The sequence below is a fragment of the Opitutaceae bacterium genome (assembly GCA_015075305.1).
GTDB lineage: Bacteria > Verrucomicrobiota > Verrucomicrobiia > Opitutales > Opitutaceae > UBA6669.
The window spans coordinates 139,559-157,601 of record JABTUS010000009.1 but is presented as its reverse complement, the minus strand read 5'-3'; the positions used below and the strand labels follow the sequence as shown (position 1 = coordinate 157,601).

The following is an 18,043-nucleotide window of genomic DNA, read 5'->3' as shown; positions in this document are numbered from 1 at the left end:
GTCTGTCTTCTCCAACCATGAGCACAAAATCAATCTCGCTCTTCGATCGCACGATTCTTCGTCAAGCGGCCGTCGATTCCATCCGAAGGCTCAATCCGTGGCTTCAGTTGAGGAACCCCGTGATGCTTGTGACCCTGACCGGATCCCTGCTCTGTTTCCTGCAGCTCTTCACCTCGAAGGAGCCGTTCACCTACGTCCTCCAAATCGCCCTGTGGCTTCTCTTCACCGTGCTCTTCGCCAACTTCGCCGAAGCCGTCGCCGAAGGGCGCGGCAAGGCGCAGGCGCGCGCGCTGCGGGCCACACGCCGGCAGATGAGCGCCCGACGGCGCAGCGCGGACGGATCATGGGAGACGATCGATGCCTCCACACTTGCCAGGGGCGATTTCGTCAAGGTCAATGCTGGCGAGCTGATACCGGGCGACGGCGAGGTCATCGAGGGAGCCGCATCCGTTGACGAATCCGCCATCACCGGAGAGTCCGCTCCCGTCATTCGCGAGGCGGGCGGAGATCGCAGCGCGGTCACTGGCGGAACCTCCCTGCTGTCGGACACGCTGCTGATCCGGATAACGGCGGGCTCGGGTGAGGGATTTCTCGACCACATGATCAGTCTCGTCGAGGGAGCCAGGCGCCAGAAGACCCCCAACGAAATCGCCCTCACGATTCTCCTGTCCGCGCTGACGTTCATCTTCCTGATCGTGGTGCTCACGTTGAAGCCCTTCGGGGAGCACGCAAACGCCACGTTCTCGATCGCGACCCTGATCGCGCTGCTGGTCTGTCTGATTCCGACGACGATCGGAGGCCTGCTCAGCGCCATTGGCATAGCGGGCATGGACCGGCTGCTGCGGCGCAATGTCCTCGCGGCCAGCGGGCGCGCGGTCGAGGCCGCAGGCGACATCGACATTCTCCTGCTCGACAAGACCGGAACCATCACCCTCGGCAACCGCCAGGCTGCTGAGTTCATCCCTGCCCCGGGAGTCGCGCGCGAGCGCCTGGCGGATGCGGCGCAGCTCGCCTCGCTCGCCGACGAAACACCCGAGGGCCGCAGCATCGTCATTCTCGCCAAGGAGCGGTTCAACCTGCGGGCACGCGACCTCGCGGCACCGCACGCAGTGTTCGTGCCCTTCACCGCGCAGACCCGCATGAGCGGCGTGGATCTGTCCGGCGAAGTCGGCCACGGTCCACGGCGGATCCGCAAGGGCGCGGCGGAAAACATCAGACAATGGGTTGAAGGCCAAGGCGGCGCCTATCCAGCGGCCATCACAAATTCGGTCGAGGATATCTCAAGGCAGGGCGGCACCCCGCTGGTTGTCGCGGATGGGCGCGAGGTTCTCGGTGTCATCGCCCTCAAGGACGTGGTCAAGGGAGGCATCAGGGAGCGCTTCGCCCAGCTTCGCGCCATGGGCATCCGCACGGTGATGATCACCGGCGACAACCCGCTGACGGCCGCGGCCATCGCCGCCGAGGCGGGAGTCGACGACTTTCTCGCGCAGGCCACACCGGAGATGAAGCTCGCAAGAATCCGCCGCGAACAGGAGGAGGGCCATCTGGTCGCCATGACGGGCGACGGCACCAACGATGCGCCCGCGCTCGCCCAGGCCGACGTCGGTGTCGCCATGAACACGGGAACCCAGGCCGCGCGGGAGGCCGGCAACATGGTCGACCTGGACTCGAATCCCACGAAGCTCCTGGAGATCGTTGAAATTGGAAAGCAGATGCTCATCACGCGCGGGGCGCTGACGACCTTCAGCATCGCCAATGACGTCGCCAAGTATTTCGCGATCATTCCCGCCATGCTCATCGTCGCGTTTCCCGCCATCGCGCCGCTCAATGTCATGCACCTGGGCTCCCCCCACAGCGCAATCCTGAGCGCGGTGATCTTCAACGCGCTAATCATCATCGCGCTCATCCCTCTCGCGCTCAGGGGAGTGTCATATCAACCCATCGGCGCCGCGGCTCTTCTTCGCCGCAATCTCCTTGTCTACGGCGTGGGCGGAATGCTGATCCCTTTCGCCGGCATCAAGCTGATCGATATCGCCATCAATGCATTGAATCTCGTCTAGACCTTTTCCCGCACCATGAAAACCTTCCTGTCCGCACTTGCCACTTCATCCCTGCTGACGCTCGTCATGGCCGTGCTGCTCTGCGCGCTCTATCCGCTTACCGTATGGGCCGGCGCTCAGGCGCTCTTTCCCCACAAGGCAAACGGCAGCCTGATCGTCGACGCCGATGGCACGATTCGAGGTTCCGAGTTGATCGCACAGCCCTTCCCGAGCGACCGCTATTTTCACCCCCGCCCCTCTGCGGCGGGCGCGGGCTATGACGCAACAGCCTCCTCCGGATCAAATCTCGGACCGACCAGCAGAAAACTCGCCGACCTCATCGCGGTCAATGTCAGCGCATATCGCTCGCGCAATGGACTGACGGCGATGACACCCGTGCCCGCCGACGCGGTCACAGCTTCCGGCAGCGGTCTGGATCCCGAGATCAGCGTCGTCAACGCGGACCTTCAGACAGCACGCGTCGCCATGGCCCGCGGTCTGCCTATTGACACGGTCCGCGCCCTGGTGATGGAGCACACAAAGGCTCGGGATCTCGGCGTCCTCGGCGCATCGCGTGTCAACGTTGTCCAGCTGAATCGCACGCTCGACGGATTGGCCAGGACGCACCCCGGAATCCATGGACACGAGACTCCCTGAACGTCCCTCACAGGCATGAGACAATATTCGACAAAGGAGTTGAAAAGGGCGGTTGTTCTGGCGGTGATCCTGACCGCGATTGCCACCATGGCCGTGCTCGATCCCTCCTGTCGCCAGACCATCACCGACAAGGGTCGATGGGCCCCTTTCCACACACCCGGACGGACCCCGTAAATCTGCGACTCCAAGTCGCCTTGCCGCGTGATTCCGTCCCCGTAGCATTCCGGCCGAGCCCATGACCGAGCGAAAACCCGACCCCGATGCACTGCTGGCCTCGTTGAAACGCGGAGAGGAGCGGGCTCGCCGCGGCATGCTCAAGGTTTTTTTCGGCATGTGCCCGGGAGTCGGAAAAACGTACGCCATGCTCCAGGCCGCCCACGACGAGCTGCGCGACCGCGTGGATGTCGTCGTGGGAATCGTCGAGACTCACCGCCGCGCGGAAACGGAGGCGCTGCTCGAGGGTCTGCCACAGGTGCCGAGGAAAAAGATCGCCTACAGGGACATTCATCTCGAGGAGATGGATCTTGAGGCCATTCTGGCCCGCAAGCCGCAGCTCGTGCTGGTGGACGAACTGGCGCACACAAACGCTCCGGGGTCGATTCACGCCAAACGCTACCAGGACGTTATTCAGCTTCTCGATGCAGGCATCGATGTCTTCACAACTCTCAACATCCAGCACGTGGAGTCCCGCGCGGACACAGTCCGTCAGATCACGGGCGTGACCGTCCACGAAACCGTTCCGGATTCACTCCTCGACCTGGCCGACCAGATCGAGCTGATCGATCTCACTCCCGAGGCTCTGCAGGAGCGCCTGTCCGCGGGGAAGGTCTACCTCGGTGAAAAGGCCGCGACGGCGGCGGAAAACTTTTTCAAGGACACCCATCTCACCGCATTGAGGGAGCTCGCCCTTCGATTCACCGCCGAACGCGTCGAGCGCCAGTTGCGCAGCCTGCGCTCGACCCAGGTGAAGAAGACCGTGTGGCGAAGCAGCGAACGCATGCTCGTCGCAGTAGGCTCAAGCCCGTTTTCAACGCAGCTCGTGCGCTGGACGAGGCGCCTGGCCGCCGCCCAGGGCGCACCCTGGATCGCCGCCCACATCGAATCGTCGCGCGCCCTTTCCCCCAATGAACAGGCCCTGCTCGACCGAAATCTTTCGCTCGCCCGTGAACTGGGCGCCGAAGTTGTCATCACCCACGACGAGGACGCTGCCGCAGCTTTGGTGCGCCTCGCCCTGCATCACAACGCGACGCAGATCGTAGTGGGAAAACCCAGGGGTTTCCGACCGCTCGATTGGATTCGGGGCAACCTGGTCGACCGGCTGTTTCGCCAGGGAGGAAACATCGACATCTATGTCGTGCCCGCCGAACCGCGCTCGCAGCGTCCCGTCTGGAGCGGCCTGGAGGCCATGGTTCGCCGCCCATCCGAGTATGGTTGGTCGGCTCTCGCCGTGGCCGCCGTCACGGCCCTCGGTCTGGCGCTTCCCGAGAAATACTACCTTGCCATCGGATTGATCTACCTGCTCGCAATCGTCTTCCTGCCGCTTCGCGTGGGCCGATGGCCGGTCCTCCTCGCGGCGATGCTCAGCGCCCTGACATGGAACTACCTGTTCATTCCTCCAAAATTCACCTTCCACATTGGCAACATCGAGAACGGCATCCTCTTCATCACGTATTTCATCGTCGCGCTCGTGGCGGGGCAGATGACATCGCGCATCCGCGCGCAGGCGCGCAACGAACGGAGGCGGGAGGAGCGGGCCGTCGCCCTCTTCACCCTCACGCGATCGCTCGCGGAGGCGGGAACGCTGGATGAGGCGGTGTTCGCCGCATTGCGTCAGCTTGACGGGCTTCTCGGCGCGCGGACCGCGCTGCTTCTCGCGCTCGACCGCGGCGCCGCGCCCGTGCTGCACTACGCCGGTTCCTACTCGCTCAACGAGAATGAAGCGGGCGTGGCAAACTGGGCTTTCCGCCACAGGCGGCCTGCGGGGCGGTTCACCGACACGCTTCCCGGCAGCTCCGGCTACTATGTTCCCATGACCCTGGAGAATCAGTCGCTCGGCGTGCTGGGTGTCATGGTTCCCTCGGGGGAGAAGCTCACGCTGGCCCAGCGCGACCTGCTCGACGCCTTTGCGCGGCAGCTCGCGCTGTCGGTCGAGCGCGAGCACCTCCGAGAGGCCGGCGAGCGCGAGAAGCTCCTCGCTGAGTCTGACAAGCTGCATCGCGTCCTCCTCGACAGCGTGTCGCACGAACTGAGAACCCCTCTCTCCGTCATCACCAGCGCATTTGACAGTCTGGCGGAGACTGGCGGTGCGGAATTGCGGGAAAGCCTGATGGCGGAGGGGCGGACCGCCTCCCGCCGCCTCAATCGTCTCGTCGGCAATCTGCTCGACCAGACGCGGCTCGAAAGCGGCGCGCTCAAACCCCGGCTCGACTGGTGCGACATGAACGACATGCTGAACGCGGCGCTGAATGAAGTGCGCGATGCCCTGGCAAATCATCCGGTCGACGTTTCGGTTCCGCCCGATCTGCCTCCCGTCCAGGCGGATTTTGCGCTCACGGAGCAGGCGCTTGCCAACCTGCTCCTCAATGCCGCCACGCACACGCCGCCGGGAACCACCGTGTTTCTGACCGCCGGCATGGACAGGGGGAAGGAGCGCGTCTTCTTCATGGTCGCCGACAGGGGTCCGGGACTGCCTGCCTCGATGAAGGACCGGGTGTTCCAGAAGTTTTCCCGAGGCGACGCCGCGCGCGCCGGCGGCCTGGGCCTCGGGCTCTCGATTGTGCGCGGATTCATCGTCGCACAGGGCGGCGAAATTGTCGCCGGAGAGAATCCCGGTGGCGGCGCCGCCTTCACGATCTACCTGCCCTTCAAGGCCCCCCAGCCCGCCTCCTCCGAATGAACCCGACCCCTGGTCAAAAGGTGCTGATCATCGACGACGAGCTCCAGATTCGCCGTCTGCTGCGGCTGACATTGACGAGCGCGGGCTATGGGGTCTGCGAAGCGGAAACCGGCCAGACCGGCCTGCAGGAGGCCGCCTTCAACCAGCCGGATGGCATCATTCTCGATCTGGGACTGCCCGACATGGACGGCGTGGAAGTGCTGCGCAGGCTCCGCGAGTGGTCGCGAGCCCCCGTTCTCATTCTTTCGGTCCGCTCCGGCGAGCGGGAGAAGATCGAGGCGCTGGATGCCGGGGCGGACGACTACCTTTCCAAGCCATTCAGTGCAGGTGAACTGCTGGCGCGCATGCGCGCGATCATGCGCCGCACGCAGCTGAACAGCGACACCTCGCTCGTGCGCTTCGGAGAAATCGAGATCGATCTTGCGGCGAGAATAGTCCGGCGCAGCGGCGCCGAGGTGCACCTCACGGCGAAGGAGTACGCGCTTTTTCGCCTGCTGGTCCAGCATCGCGGCAGGGTCGTTACGCACGACCACATTCTTCGGGAAGTCTGGGGCCCGGCGGGGGAGAACAACACGCACTACCTCCGCGTGCACATGACGCACCTGCGGCAGAAGCTTGAGGGGAACCCGCAGACCCCGCGCCACCTGCTTACGGACGCGGGCATTGGATACCGGCTTGTCGAGTGACCCCGCTGGCAGCCGTCAGGCCCGACAACCGTCGGCTCCGCAGCCTCCCTGCCGGTGACGAGCGCAAGCCTGCCCGAACGGCTGATCACCATTTCGCAAATGTGAAAAGCGTTCTTCAACGCGGTATCATGCGCAAGCGCGACGACAGTCGCGCCAATCGAATCACCGGATCGTGGCGGTGAAACGAAGGCTGGCCGCCGGCTTGATCCACTCGAGAGTCTCACCATCAGGGAGCATTCGCGCCTGTGGGTCATCCACCGCGGTGATCTTCCGGCCGTTTGGAAGACGGAGATGCGCCTGGAGCCTGCCCGGCTGCCTCCCTTCGGTAAGCAGGATCTCTCCGTTCACATGATCGGCATCGGCCATGGCGAAGGTGTAACTCACGGGACCGAAATGACTGCCAAGCCCGGACCCGCCGAGCGGACCGCGCGCCAGCCAGGACCGATCGGCCCCGCGTGCGAGGCACAGTGTGTCACCCTCCTCGAACACCAGCGAATCGCGCAGCAGGCGGGCAACGGACACCGGCGTCCAGATATGCTGCCGGTCGCCCATGGTTCTCAGGGTGCCGGGTTCGGGACCGCGTTCCTCGCACCACGAATAGAGGGGCGTGCCGTGATTCAAGGCGGCGTAAAGGTAGCGTGCCGAGGCATCGCCATCGCCGCGCAGGAGGTGAGTCTCTGCCAGGTTGTCGAGGGCGATTGCCACCCACAGTCCATCCTCCATCCAACCCAGGTGAATCGGAAGGCCTCCAGGACTGATCTTCGACTCCATCCTCCGGATCGTGCCGGTGATGAGCGGATCGTCGGCAGCGAGCAGGCGGGTGGGAAATGCGGCGTTCAACGCAGCCCACCGGCTGCCCTCGGTCTTGCCGGCAACGCCAGGGATCCACTGATAGTCGCCTTCGGTGATCGCACCGGCGCGGATTGAGTTGATCAGGTCGGTCCGCGCCATCCCGTAGTTCCCGCGCAACTCGGCCGCCTCGGCCTTGAGCCCGAGTGCTTCAGCCGCCTCGAGCGTGAGCCGGTCGGCAAAAACCGCCCAGATGTTGTGCGGGAGAAAAACCCCGTAGTGACCGCCCTCGTTCTTGAGTCCGCCATCGCCCATGCCGCGCGGAAGCAGACCGTAGTCGAGCGTCTTGTTTCCTCCCACCAGGACGCGGGTGCGCTGTCGCGCGCGTTCCTGCCAGCGGGCGCTCGCCAGCATGCGTGGAAAAACCTGCGCAAGGAAACCGCGGTCACGCGTGATGCGATAGTGTTCCATAACGAACCAGCACTTGAATCCAGACGCACCCCAGAAGGTGCGCATCCAGCCATGATCCTCGCTCCAGCAGCCGTCAAAGTTCTGCGTGTCCAGCGAAAGGCGGTAGCCGTCCGCCGCATCCACGGACAGGCCGGCCTGGTCCAGCACGATGCAGGCAAGGGCGCCCTCGACTGGATTGGCCCCGCGATAAAGTTCGGTGCCGGGCAGCACGGCGAGGTAGTCGCCGGGCACGGGTTCGCGCATGATGAAGATGTCGGCAAGCATCGCATAATAGGCGTTGCGCACTCCCTCGTCGGCCACTTGCAGGCGTGCCGCGCGCGACGCGAGCCGGTGCCAGCCTGCGCGCGCCTCTTCAAACTCTGCCGCCCAGTCGCGCACCCGCAGCTCCGGCAGCATCGACTCATAGACCCGGTAGGGCCGCACCACCCAGATCACCTTGCTTTCGCCCGGCTGGAGCCGGACCACAGGCGCAAGCGTGTTTGGCGACAGCGGATAGTCCTCGCCTCCGAGTGCGGCGACAAGCACACGGTCCGCCCGCGCCTTCCATCCCGCGACAAGCGCGTCGCTCGCATTGCCCGCCAGCCCGGGATCGACGAAGGCCGGCATGACGCCCCTCCAGTTGCCCGGAACGGCACATTCGACCGAGGCCTTGTGCGCGGCGGTCTTGTCCAGATTGGTGAACTCGACCCGCATGACCGCAGCCCGCGGGGTGCCGATGACCTCCATCTTGGCGCGCACCGCCGGATGCGGAAAATCGGCGGAGAGGGCGGGAAGCCAGCCGTCGAGACGGCGCCAGGTGGAAGTCTCGATTCTTTGATCGTCCACCCGCACTTGGAAGACCAGTTTCCACTGCGTCTCCGGTCCGAAGAAATTGCCCACGGGATAATCCATGAGCGTATTGTTGCTCCACGAAAGGGACACCTTTCCCGGTTCGCAATCCACGAGCGTTTTGTCGCCGCTGTCAGGCGGAGCCACCGTCACGCGATGCGGCGGGCCAAAGGCATGGCTGAAGTCGACGCGAGACTCAGCCTCGGCAGACGCGACGGCGATGATGACGAGAGAAAGCAAAACGTGGAGACAGCGCATGGATGGCATACTTGTCCGCCACAACACGGCGCGCCAGGGCGATCCACAAGATGAAAGATCGTGAAAATTCCCGGGGCATTTGGCATTCCATCACTCCATTTTCAACAAACACCGCGGCCGCGCACGCCGGAGTTTCAATTGGCGTGAGGCGGTTGCCTGGAGAAAGCATGGAGGTTCATGAACCTGCGAGCAGGTGGTCACCGGAGAACTGCAGCTGGTCCGGTTCCGGCAGCGGGTGGTAGCGCGCGGCCTGGATGTCACGGAACAGGCGCTCCAGGTTGAAGCTGCGATAGTATCCGGGGCCGCCGGCGATCGCCAGCGCCTGGGTCACAACCGCCATGCAGGCGTTTGCCGTGTTGGTCTTGCGGCTCACGACCTCGTGGCTGTTCGCCATGCCCGGCGTGAAAGCAAGATCGTTCGCCATCCGGACGAGATCGCGCCAGTTGAGCTCTGCGGTGATCAGTTCGTTGTGCATCGCCGCCAGCGCCGGGCCGACGTGCGGCTTGCGGCGAGCCTGCTGCCGTGCGTGCTCGGTCACGAGCGCAGCGGCCCGCTGGGCGATGCCGACATAGGCTGACATGATCAACGGCATCGCCACCGCCAGGATGACATGGAACACCGGATGAAACCCCTCCTGCGGTCGCACCAGTGTCACCGCCGAATCCGGCACGAACACGTCGGTCAGCCGCACGGTCTTCGAGCCGGTGCCCCGCATGCCAAGCGTATCCCAGTCGTCGAGCAGAACCACACCGTCGGCCCTCAGCGGCACGGTGAAATGCACCACTACAGCCCTGCGTTCGGGATCCTGGCTTTGGGCGCTGGTCACCAGCAGGTCGCCTCCAGCCGACTGGCTGGCGAATGCCTTCGTGCCGCTTACCCGGTAGCCACCGGGAACCTTCAGCGCCACACCGTTCGATTCCGTCCAGTCGCGGGCGCCCGTGCTCACCATGACCGGCTGCTGCTCGGCAACGCGCCGCAGCGTCGCCTCCGCCCCAGTTTGTCCCTGGCGGTGACGCCACAGGATCGCCGCAAGGAGGTGCTGGTGCATCGAGAGCGCCAGCGCGGTCGAGCCGCAGTGCTGGCCGACTACACGCAGCAGATCGCACATTTGCGAATGCGACACCCCTCCCCCGCCCAGCTCGACCGGAATGGCTGCAGCCAGAAAGCCCTCAGCCTTCAACTCGGCGTAGTTCTGAGCAACAAAGGTCGCGTCTTCGTCCGCGGATGCGGCCCGCGTTGCAAACCGGGCGCTCAGATTGCGTATCCGTGGTTCCCAAGCGGATGAAGAAACTGAGGATGAAAGAACAGGTGTGGAGAGAATCTGGGTTGATGACATGCCCCAGTTATACCCGATTTCCTCCTCCGGCGCCTGGGCGTGGAGTCCAATCACTGGTCTGTCCGGTCCAATCGGCGTATTCAGCGCCGATTCCGCATGGCCGATGGTGGTTGTCCGAACCGCAGGTGGAATGCCTTGGTAAAATGCGAGGCATCTTCAAAACCGCAGTCGAACGCGATCTCGGTCACCGGACGATCCGTCGCGCGGAGCAACTGCGCAGCGTGCGCGAGCCGTCGATCCCGAAGCCATTGTCCCGGCGGCACGCCAAACTGCGCGTGGAACTCCCGCTTGAACGACGAGAGGCTCCGATGCGACATCCGCGCATACGCTTCAAGCGGCAGATTGTGGCGGAAATTGGCCTCCATGAGCGACGCCAGCGGCGGGAGAACGTGACCCGCAAGCCACCCGAGGTACGCAGCGAGTTCGGGATTGTGCCGACCCGTCATCACCCCCACGAGCAGTTCCTTCAGCTTCAGCCGCAGCAGCGCCTCAGGCGGGCGCTCAGTTTGCGCAAAATAGGTCCGCATCGAGTGGAAAAAGCCCGTGAGCGTGACGTCATCGAGCACGCGGATCGCGGCCGACGGATCCTGCACAGCCTTCGACTCCCGCGCCGGACCTGGCCCCAGGTCATTCACCACTTCGCGCACAAGCGCATCGGGAATGAAGAACATCAGCACGCAGAATTCCTCCTCGCGGTGCTGCTCCACGATGCAGGCGCCCTTCTTGAAAAAGATCGCGTCGCCAGCCCGCGCAGTCCACGTGCCGGCGGCCGTGCGCCAGGTCTTCCTGCCGGTCAGGACGTGCACAAGGTAATCGCTTTCCGCCCACAAGCCCACCTCGTCATCGGTCAGCGGACACGTGTAACGCGCGATAAGCACATCGCCGATGCTCAGGCGATCAAAGGCGCGGTTCGACCGAATCACGTCCGGAAGGTTCAGCATGGAATGGAGTACAGGCCTCAAATCTGGACAAACCGCCTGCAAAGGCAACCCCGGGCACGACGGAGCGCGCCACCCAACAACATCCGCCAATCCGCCCTCAAATTCGAATGATGGCTTCGCCCTCCGACCGATCTCTCCGCGTGCTCCGCGGCTCCGCGTGAAAATCATCCGTCCGATTCCCTCTCCATCCTTCGCGTCTTCGCGACTTCGCGTTTGAACCTTCCGGCACCGTTGCGCATCGCACGTCCCCTGGTCACGACAAAGCGTGCCCCACCAACTGCATTGGCCGATCCTCGACTCCGCGTGAAATTTACCCGGCGGCCCTGCGCCACTTTTTCAGGGCTGCGCCGGTGAGCGATGCGGGCACGGTTTCGATCTCCGGGCGGGGGCCGGCAAACACCAGCCGGCCGCCGTCCTTTCCTCCACCCGGACCAAGGTCAACGATCCAGTCCGCAAGGTTTATCACGTCGAGGTTGTGCTCAATGACGATGATCGTGTTTCCCGCATCCCGCAGCTTGAACAGCAGGTCGAGCAGCCGCTGGATGTCGACCCAGTGCAGGCCCGTGGTCGGCTCGTCGAGGATGTAAAGCGTCTCCCCCTGCTGGCGCTTGGAGAGCTCGAGCGACAGCTTCAACCGCTGCGCCTCGCCCCCCGACAGCGTGGTCGCCGACTGGCCGAGCTTGAGATAACCCAGCCCAACCGCCTCGAGCGTCGCCAGCTTGTCGATCACCTTCGGTATGTTCCGAAACAGCCCGATCGCATCGCGCACAGTCATGTCCAGGACATCCGCGATCGACCTGCCGTGAAAGAGAATCTCCAGCGTCTCCCGGTTGTAGCGCCGTCCTCCGCAGCTCGGACAGGGGGCGTACGCGTCGGCCATGAACAGCATGTCCAGCTTGATCATGCCGTCCCCCTGGCAGCGCTCGCATCGCCCGCCCCGCACATTGAAGGAAAAGCGGCTGGCCTTGTAGCCGCGCACCTTCGCCAGGGGAACTCGCGAGAACAGGTCGCGCAGCAGGTCGAACAGGCCGACAAACGTCGCGGGGTTCGAACGCGGGCTCCGGCCAATGGGCTCCTGATCCACCTGCACCAGCCGCTCGAATGAATCGAGGTTCTCGATATGTCTGTGGCGTCCGGGAGTCGCGCGCGCTCCATTGAGTTTCCGCGCCGCCGCGACCGCCAGGATGTCATTCACCAGCGTGCTCTTGCCCGAGCCGGAAACGCCCGTCACGCACGTGAGCAGGCCGATGGGAAAACGCACGTCGATGCCCTGGAGATTGTTCTCCCGCGCCTCCCGCACGGTCAGCCAGGAGCCGTCAGGCGCCTTCGTCGCCGAATCCTTGGTCACTCCCATTTTCCGCGCAAGAAAGGGTCCCGTGCGCGAAAGTTTGAAGGGCAGCCGCGCGCAGTCCGCCGGCGAACCCTGGAAGAGCAGTCGCCCGCCCTCGCTGCCAGCCTCGGGTCCGAGCTCAATGAGTTCATCCGCCATGCGCATCGTCTCCTCATCATGCTCGACGACCAGCACGGTGTTTCCGCGGTCGCGCAGCGCGCGGAGCGTTTCCAGGAGCTTCTCGTTGTCGTGCGCATGCAGTCCGATGCTGGGCTCGTCCAGCACGTAGATCACCCCGATGAGCCCCATCCCCAGTTGCGTGGCCAGTCTGACCCGCTGAGCCTCGCCGCCGGAAAGCGTCGCGTAGTCGCGGTTCAGCGTCAGGTAGCTCAGCCCGGTTTCCGATAGAAAATGCAGTCGCTGCTGGATGCCGGTCACGACTTCACGGATCGCGTCGGTGACGCCCGGCTCCGCGATCCACGCGTTCGCCACCGACTCCGCATCGGCGATGTCACGGGACAGAAACTGCGGAAAGGTGATCGATCCACCCGACGTCTGCAGCCTGACCGCCGCGCTGCGGGCATTCAGGCGGGAGCCCGCGCACTCCGGGCACGGGCCGCTCACCATGAAGGTGCTGAGGCGCGCGCGAAATCCATCGCTGTCGGTCTCCCGATAACTCTCCTCCAGATCGGCGATCACCCCCGCGAACGGCATGACCCGGGCCTCCCGCATGCGACGGAGCTTGAAGGCGAACAGCCGGTCCTCCGCGCCGTGAAGTATGATCCTCCGCGTCTCCTCCGGCAGATCCTTCCAGGGTTTCTCCGGATCGAACGGAAGCTGCTCAGCCAGTTGTTTGAGCAGGGCGTTGTGGCGGATGATGAGATTTTTTCCGCCAATGCGCCAGGGCTTGATCGCCCCCTCGCGCACCGATTTCTCCGGGTCGGCGACAATCAGTTCCGGCACAAACCGCAGCTTGCGCCCAAGTCCTCCGCACGTGCCGCAGGCTCCATCCGCATGATTGGCGGAAAAATGACGCGGAGTCAGGCGGGGAAAAACATCACCGCAGCGCTCGCAGGCCAGCGACTGGCTGAGCGGCAGATCCCTCACAGGGTCGCCGGCCGTTCTCTGCACAAGCAGCAGCGCGCGATCGGAGCCTTCGCGAAAGGCCAGTTCGAGCGAGTCCGCCAGCCGGCTGCGCTGCTCGGCCGAAGCCACGAGCCGGTCGATAACGATGTCCACCGCCATTTCCTGCGTGCCCGTCGGCACGAGATTCGGTTCGTCCAGACTGCGGATCTCGCCGCCGATGCGGATGCGTTGAAACCCCCGCTGGCGAAGCCGCGGCAGCTCGTCGCGCAGCACGGAGGGCTTCGCCACGAGCGCCGGCGCGAGAATCTGGATGCGCTCACCGGCGCAGCGCTCGAGTACATGCTGCACATTGTCATCGAGCGAACGCTGCACCACGCGGCCTCCATCCTTCGGGCAGTGCTGTTCGCCGCGCAGCGCCCAGAGAAGCTGCGCGTAGTCGGAGATCTCCGTGACTGTCGCGATCGTGGTGCGCGGCGAGTTGTTTCCCGTTCTCTGCTCGATCGCCAGCACGGGGGAAAGCCCGTGGATGAAATCGACGTCCGGGCGCTTGAGCTGCTCAAGGAGCTGCCGCGCCTGAGTCGAGAGCGACTCCATGTACTTCCGGTAGCCCTCCGCATAGATCGTATCAAAGGTGAGGGAGGACTTGCCCGAGCCCGACGGCCCCGTCACCACGACAAGTTTCCCCCGGGGGATCCTGAGTTCGAGGTTCTTCAGATTGTGCTCCCGCGCGCCTTTGACGTGGAGATGGGTCGGGACCTGCATGGCGAAATCCGCAACTTATCGCTTCCCGCCCGTATGCAAACGCGAATATCGCAAAGATTTCCGCAGTGCCAATGAACTGCGCGGAGTGCGCTTCGCCGCGCCCGCTTGGCGATTGCGTCACGCGAGGCATGCACCGACAATGCCGCCTCTCCATGTCGTCCGCGCCGATTTCACGCCTCGCCTCCCTTCGCAATGCGTTCCTCACGGGACTCGTGCTCCTGGCCCCGCTGGCGGTGACCTGGGTCGTGTTTTCCTGGCTGGTCGAGGCGGTCGGCGGCCGGTTCCGCCCGTTGTTTTTCTTCTTCCTTCCGGACCACCTGCGCGAGCATCCGAGCCTGGAGATCCTGTGGAACGTGCTCGCGACCCTGCTCGTCGTCAGTGTCGTCACCCTGCTCGGTCATGTCTCGCGGTTCTTCCTCGGACGCTACTTCGGCCACCTCGCGGAACGCGCCGTTCAATCCATCCCCGGGGTCAACACGGTCTACAACACGGTCAAGCAGATCGTGGGCACGTTCAGCTCCCAGAATCGAAACATCTTCAGCAAGGTGGTCATGGTGGAGTTTCCGCGGGAGGGGGTCTGGACGATCGGCTTTCTCACCGATCGCGCCCGGGGTGAAACCCAGGCGAAGCTACCCGAGGAGACTTGGTCTGTTTTTGTTCCAACCACCCCAAACCCAACGAGCGGGTTTCTCATCATGGTCCCGAGAAACAGGATCGTGGACCTGGACATGAGTGTGGGCGATGGAATGAAGCTGATCATCTCGGGGGGCGCAGTCGTTCCTCCATGGACCCAGCCGTCGGAAAAATCAGCCTTCCAGGACAGCCTCAGCCCACGCTGACGCCCTGATCCACCACCTACCGTGTCAAGCCCGTCGTTGGCCACCGACGCCTGGGTTATTTTCAAGAAGCCCCCGGCGGAGAAATTCCAGACCTTCGTTGTCTTCTCCTCCGAGCACGGCCATCTCACAGTCTTGAATCGCCTGTCCCGCAAGGCGGGATCCACCCAGCCGGTCATCGACCTCTTCGACGAAGTTTCTCTCCAGGTCGAAAACCGCGGACAGGGGCCAACCTGGTTTGTCAGGGAGACACGTCTGCTCACGCGCCTCTCCGGAATAGGCAGGGATTTCGAATCACTACGGCATGCATCAGCCTTTGCCACGCTCGTCTGCCGAAACCCGGTCGCGGAGGACAGCCGGACGAAACTGTACGCGCTGCTTCGCACAAGCTTTTCGGCGTTTGCGAGCAATGCCTCGCCTGAAATCGTCTATTTCAAGAGCCTGTACTGCTTCGCCCGCGACGAGGGCTATCCGATCAAGCAGCAATGGCTGCCGTCCCTTCCACCATCGCTGCGCGAACCCGCGGAAAAGCTTCTCAAGAGTCCCCTGGCCGAACTGCCTGCGGACGCCGCCGGCATCCCCGAACTCCCGGAGCTCCAGCAGCGCATGGAGGAGTTTCTGCGCGGACACACGGACGTGCTGGTCGACTAGACGTCCCCCCCCGCTTCGATGGAATTTGACCTCGATCGCCGAACCGCCGCCCTGAGCGTGGGTGAGTTTTCGGAGTTTGTCGTCGGCCCGCGCGAGAGTTCCGGAGGTCAGCAGGGCCTCTGGCGCGCGCAGATCGGAACCCACTGGCACCAGCGTTTGCACAGACAGACCCTGGCCGGGCAACCGACAGCGCAGGCGGAGGCGCCCATCGCAGGCTCCGTCGCTCATCGCGGATGGCTCATCACCCTGAACGGACGCATCGACCAGATTCTTCCTCCCGCGGAGTCGTCGCCGCGCACGCTTCGCGAGATCAAGACCATCACAACTCCCCTGCCCGCCGACGACACCGCCCTTCGCGCCCTGTATCCGCACTACTTTGTCCAGGTGGCGGCCTACCTGGCGCTCTGGCGTATCGAGAATCCCGATACAAGCGTCACCGGCCAGTTGCTCTTCATCGAGATCGGTTCGGGGGCGGCTCAGATCGTCAGGATCACGCGGGAGGAGGAGTCGCTTTTCACTTCGCGACTCGAAAGCCTGGTCGCATTTCTCGACCTGCGCCGGCAGGCGCGCGAGCGCTTGAGGCGGCTTCGGTTCCGCCCCGCCTTCAGCGATCTGCGCCCGGGCCAGGAGTCCACGCGCATCGACCTCGATGCCGCCCTTGCGGCGCACCGGTTTGTCGCCTTTGAGGCTCCAACGGGGTTCGGCAAGACTGGCATGCTGCTTGAGTGCGCGCTCGGACAGCTTCGCGACGGGAGATTCTCCCGCGTGATCTATCTGACCGGCAAGTCGACCGGTCAGCTCCAGGTCGTCAAGACGCTGAAGACAATGACCGCAGCGGACGAAACGCCGGATCACCCGGGATCCGGGTCCTCCACGCAGTCGCTCGCCGTCTGGCAGGTGCGCGCGAAATCGGAACACTGCATCAACACCACCTTTCATTGCGCCCGCGAAAGCTGCGCCTACCTCGCGGGAGCGGCTGATCGCTGGCCGGCAAGCGGGCTCTCCCGCTTTTTTCTGCTGGATGACCATCGGCGCGACCTCGATGCACTGAGGGTCGCCGGACGTGACGCTTTCATCTGCCCCTACGAAATCACGAGGGCGGCCCTGGCCTTCAACGACGTCTGGATCGGCGATTACAACTACGTCTTCGCGCCACGCAACCGCGGCCTATTTCTTGAGCAGCCCGGATTCGATGCTTCACAAACCCTGCTCATCGTCGACGAAGCGCACAACCTGCCCAGCCGCGTCGCGGACGCCCTTTCCCATTCCATGAACGCCGCCGATGCCCAGGCGACCCTCGCCGATCTCGAACACTCGGATGCCGGCACCGCGCTGCGCCGGGCATGGACGGCGTGGACCGACCTGCTGGCGAGCCTGCCGGTATGCGACGAACTTGTCCCGAGAATCGAGGACGATCTGAAGGACACTCTGCAGCGTCTGGCGGAAAATATCGCGGGCGGCTTTGTGGACTATTCCACTCTCGGCCCCGTCTCGAGCGAGCGCCTGTGGCAGGTCGTCGAGTTGAACGCCTGGTTGACAGAGTCGTCGTTCCCCAGGCTGCTTTGGAGTCCGTCGTCCGGAGAACTCAGGTTCACCTGTCTCGACGCATCGACGTTCACCGGCAACACGCTGCGAAGCTTCGGAGCGGTGATATTTTCAAGCGCCACATTCGGACCGAGCGACGCCTTCAGGACGGCGGTGGGACTGGATGGCGATCCACACATCGCGGGTTCCCTCCGCGAACAGGTCTCCGTTTCGTGCGCATCAGACTTTTCCCAGGTCGTCGCACACACGCCCTGGCGCACAGGCGCTTATCGCATAGCCTACGATCTGAGGGTTGACACCTCCTACCGTAAACGCGCCGTGTCCGCCGCAACGACGGCCGCGACCGTGGAGTCGCTGCGCGCTGCAGCCGCGTCCGCCATCGTCGTCTTCTTTCCGAGTTTTCGCTATGCCGAATCCATCGCCGACGCCCTTGCCCGCTCCGGAAACCCGCTTCGTGTCGCAATGCAGCCGCGCGCCATGGACCTGGCGGCGCAGGCCGCCTGGGTCGAGGAGTCCCTGCTTCTGTCGGATGCGCTCTTTCTCGTGCTCGGATCGGGCTTCGCCGAGAGCGTCGATCTTCTCGGCGGCCGCGTCACCCACGCCATGGTCGTCGGCCCGGCGCTTCCGGAAGTCAACGCGGTCCAGCACGCCCGCATGAACGGCCTGCAATCGGAGGGGCGGGACGCCGCGTTCAGGAGAGTCTACCAGATTCCCGGCATGCAGAAGGTGAACCAGGCGATCGGCAGGCTCGTGCGCGGACCCGGTCAGCACGCGCACGTCCTTCTCCACTGCCGCCGCTTTGGCGAGACCGCCTACGCCTCGCTGCTCGCGTCGGACTACCAGTTTGGAAGCAACATTCTCAGCGACGAGGATCTTGCGGGGTGGCTTGGCTCACCCGGGTTTCCGGAGCCAATCCTCCCGCCGGCTTGACC

At 64.2% G+C, this 18,043-nt stretch carries 12 protein-coding genes; 8 read left to right on the top strand and 4 right to left on the bottom strand.

What is annotated here, in order from left to right; all coding sequences use genetic code 11:
- The first annotated feature begins 17 nt into the window (after positions 1-17).
- The 5 genes from kdpB to HS122_16950 all read left to right on the top strand — a co-directional run bounded on the left by kdpB (position 18) and on the right by HS122_16950 (position 6,278).
- A complete protein-coding gene (gene kdpB / locus HS122_16970; protein MBE7540088.1) occupies positions 18-2,060 on the top strand; it encodes a potassium-transporting ATPase subunit KdpB in 2,043 nt (680 codons plus the stop codon).
- 15 nt (positions 2,061-2,075) lie between these two features.
- On the top strand, positions 2,076-2,696 hold the full coding sequence (gene kdpC, locus HS122_16965) for a K(+)-transporting ATPase subunit C (GenBank protein MBE7540087.1): 621 nt from the start codon (positions 2,076-2,078) through the stop codon (positions 2,694-2,696).
- A 15-nt stretch (positions 2,697-2,711) separates the two neighbouring features.
- The gene (locus HS122_16960) at positions 2,712-2,870 is read left to right on the top strand and encodes a hypothetical protein (protein MBE7540086.1); all 159 of its coding nucleotides are present in this window, start codon (positions 2,712-2,714) and stop codon (positions 2,868-2,870) included.
- A gap of 61 nt (positions 2,871-2,931) precedes the next feature.
- Positions 2,932-5,592, top strand: a complete 2,661-nt coding sequence (locus HS122_16955) for a sensor histidine kinase KdpD (protein ID MBE7540085.1) — start codon at positions 2,932-2,934, stop codon at positions 5,590-5,592.
- Complete coding sequence (locus HS122_16950) at positions 5,589-6,278, top strand: response regulator (GenBank protein ID MBE7540084.1); 690 nt, start codon at positions 5,589-5,591, stop codon at positions 6,276-6,278. The genes HS122_16955 and HS122_16950 overlap by 4 nt, the downstream gene beginning before the upstream one ends.
- A 162-nt stretch (positions 6,279-6,440) precedes the next feature.
- On the opposite strand, the gene HS122_16945 is transcribed toward HS122_16950, so the two are convergent.
- The 4 genes from HS122_16945 to uvrA form a co-directional block, all read right to left on the bottom strand.
- Entirely contained in the window at positions 6,441-8,624 is a 2,184-nt protein-coding gene (locus HS122_16945) for a hypothetical protein (protein ID MBE7540083.1), read from the bottom strand.
- 175 nt (positions 8,625-8,799) lie between these two features.
- Positions 8,800-9,960 (bottom strand): acyl-CoA/acyl-ACP dehydrogenase, encoded by a 1,161-nt coding sequence (locus HS122_16940; protein ID MBE7540082.1) that lies wholly within the window; start codon positions 9,958-9,960, stop codon positions 8,800-8,802.
- An 80-nt stretch (positions 9,961-10,040) separates the two neighbouring features.
- Entirely contained in the window at positions 10,041-10,901 is an 861-nt protein-coding gene (locus HS122_16935) for a helix-turn-helix transcriptional regulator (protein MBE7540081.1), read from the bottom strand.
- Positions 10,902-11,211: 310 nt separating this feature from the next.
- The gene (uvrA, locus tag HS122_16930; GenBank protein MBE7540080.1) at positions 11,212-14,079 is read right to left on the bottom strand and encodes an excinuclease ABC subunit UvrA; all 2,868 of its coding nucleotides are present in this window, start codon (positions 14,077-14,079) and stop codon (positions 11,212-11,214) included.
- A 152-nt stretch (positions 14,080-14,231) separates the two neighbouring features.
- On the opposite strand from uvrA, the gene HS122_16925 reads away from it, so the two are divergent.
- From HS122_16925 to HS122_16915, 3 genes are read left to right on the top strand one after another with little or no spacing between them, the layout of a single operon-like run.
- A complete protein-coding gene (locus HS122_16925; GenBank protein MBE7540079.1) occupies positions 14,232-14,918 on the top strand; it encodes a DUF502 domain-containing protein in 687 nt (228 codons plus the stop codon).
- A 21-nt stretch (positions 14,919-14,939) separates the two neighbouring features.
- Complete coding sequence (locus HS122_16920) at positions 14,940-15,566, top strand: hypothetical protein (GenBank protein ID MBE7540078.1); 627 nt, start codon at positions 14,940-14,942, stop codon at positions 15,564-15,566.
- An 18-nt stretch (positions 15,567-15,584) separates the two neighbouring features.
- The gene (locus HS122_16915) at positions 15,585-18,041 is read left to right on the top strand and encodes a helicase (protein MBE7540077.1); all 2,457 of its coding nucleotides are present in this window, start codon (positions 15,585-15,587) and stop codon (positions 18,039-18,041) included.
- Positions 18,042-18,043: the final 2 nt, after the last annotated feature.

Excerpts from the sequence above, each read along its gene's own strand:
- HS122_16915 (MBE7540077.1), top strand. The coding sequence starts at position 15,585 with ATGGAATTTGACCTCGATCGCCGAACCGCCGCCCTGAGCGTGGGTGAG.
- uvrA (MBE7540080.1), bottom strand. The coding sequence starts at position 14,079 with ATGCAGGTCCCGACCCATCTCCACGTCAAAGGCGCGCGGGAGCACAAT.
- HS122_16940 (MBE7540082.1), bottom strand. The coding sequence starts at position 9,960 with ATGTCATCAACCCAGATTCTCTCCACACCTGTTCTTTCATCCTCAGTT.
- HS122_16960 (MBE7540086.1), top strand. The coding sequence starts at position 2,712 with ATGAGACAATATTCGACAAAGGAGTTGAAAAGGGCGGTTGTTCTGGCG.
- HS122_16925 (MBE7540079.1), top strand. The coding sequence starts at position 14,232 with ATGTCGTCCGCGCCGATTTCACGCCTCGCCTCCCTTCGCAATGCGTTC.
- HS122_16950 (MBE7540084.1), top strand. The coding sequence starts at position 5,589 with ATGAACCCGACCCCTGGTCAAAAGGTGCTGATCATCGACGACGAGCTC.
- HS122_16935 (MBE7540081.1), bottom strand. The coding sequence starts at position 10,901 with ATGCTGAACCTTCCGGACGTGATTCGGTCGAACCGCGCCTTTGATCGC.
- HS122_16955 (MBE7540085.1), top strand. The coding sequence starts at position 2,932 with ATGACCGAGCGAAAACCCGACCCCGATGCACTGCTGGCCTCGTTGAAA.
- kdpB (MBE7540088.1), top strand. The coding sequence starts at position 18 with ATGAGCACAAAATCAATCTCGCTCTTCGATCGCACGATTCTTCGTCAA.
- kdpC (MBE7540087.1), top strand. The coding sequence starts at position 2,076 with ATGAAAACCTTCCTGTCCGCACTTGCCACTTCATCCCTGCTGACGCTC.
- HS122_16945 (MBE7540083.1), bottom strand. The coding sequence starts at position 8,624 with ATGCGCTGTCTCCACGTTTTGCTTTCTCTCGTCATCATCGCCGTCGCG.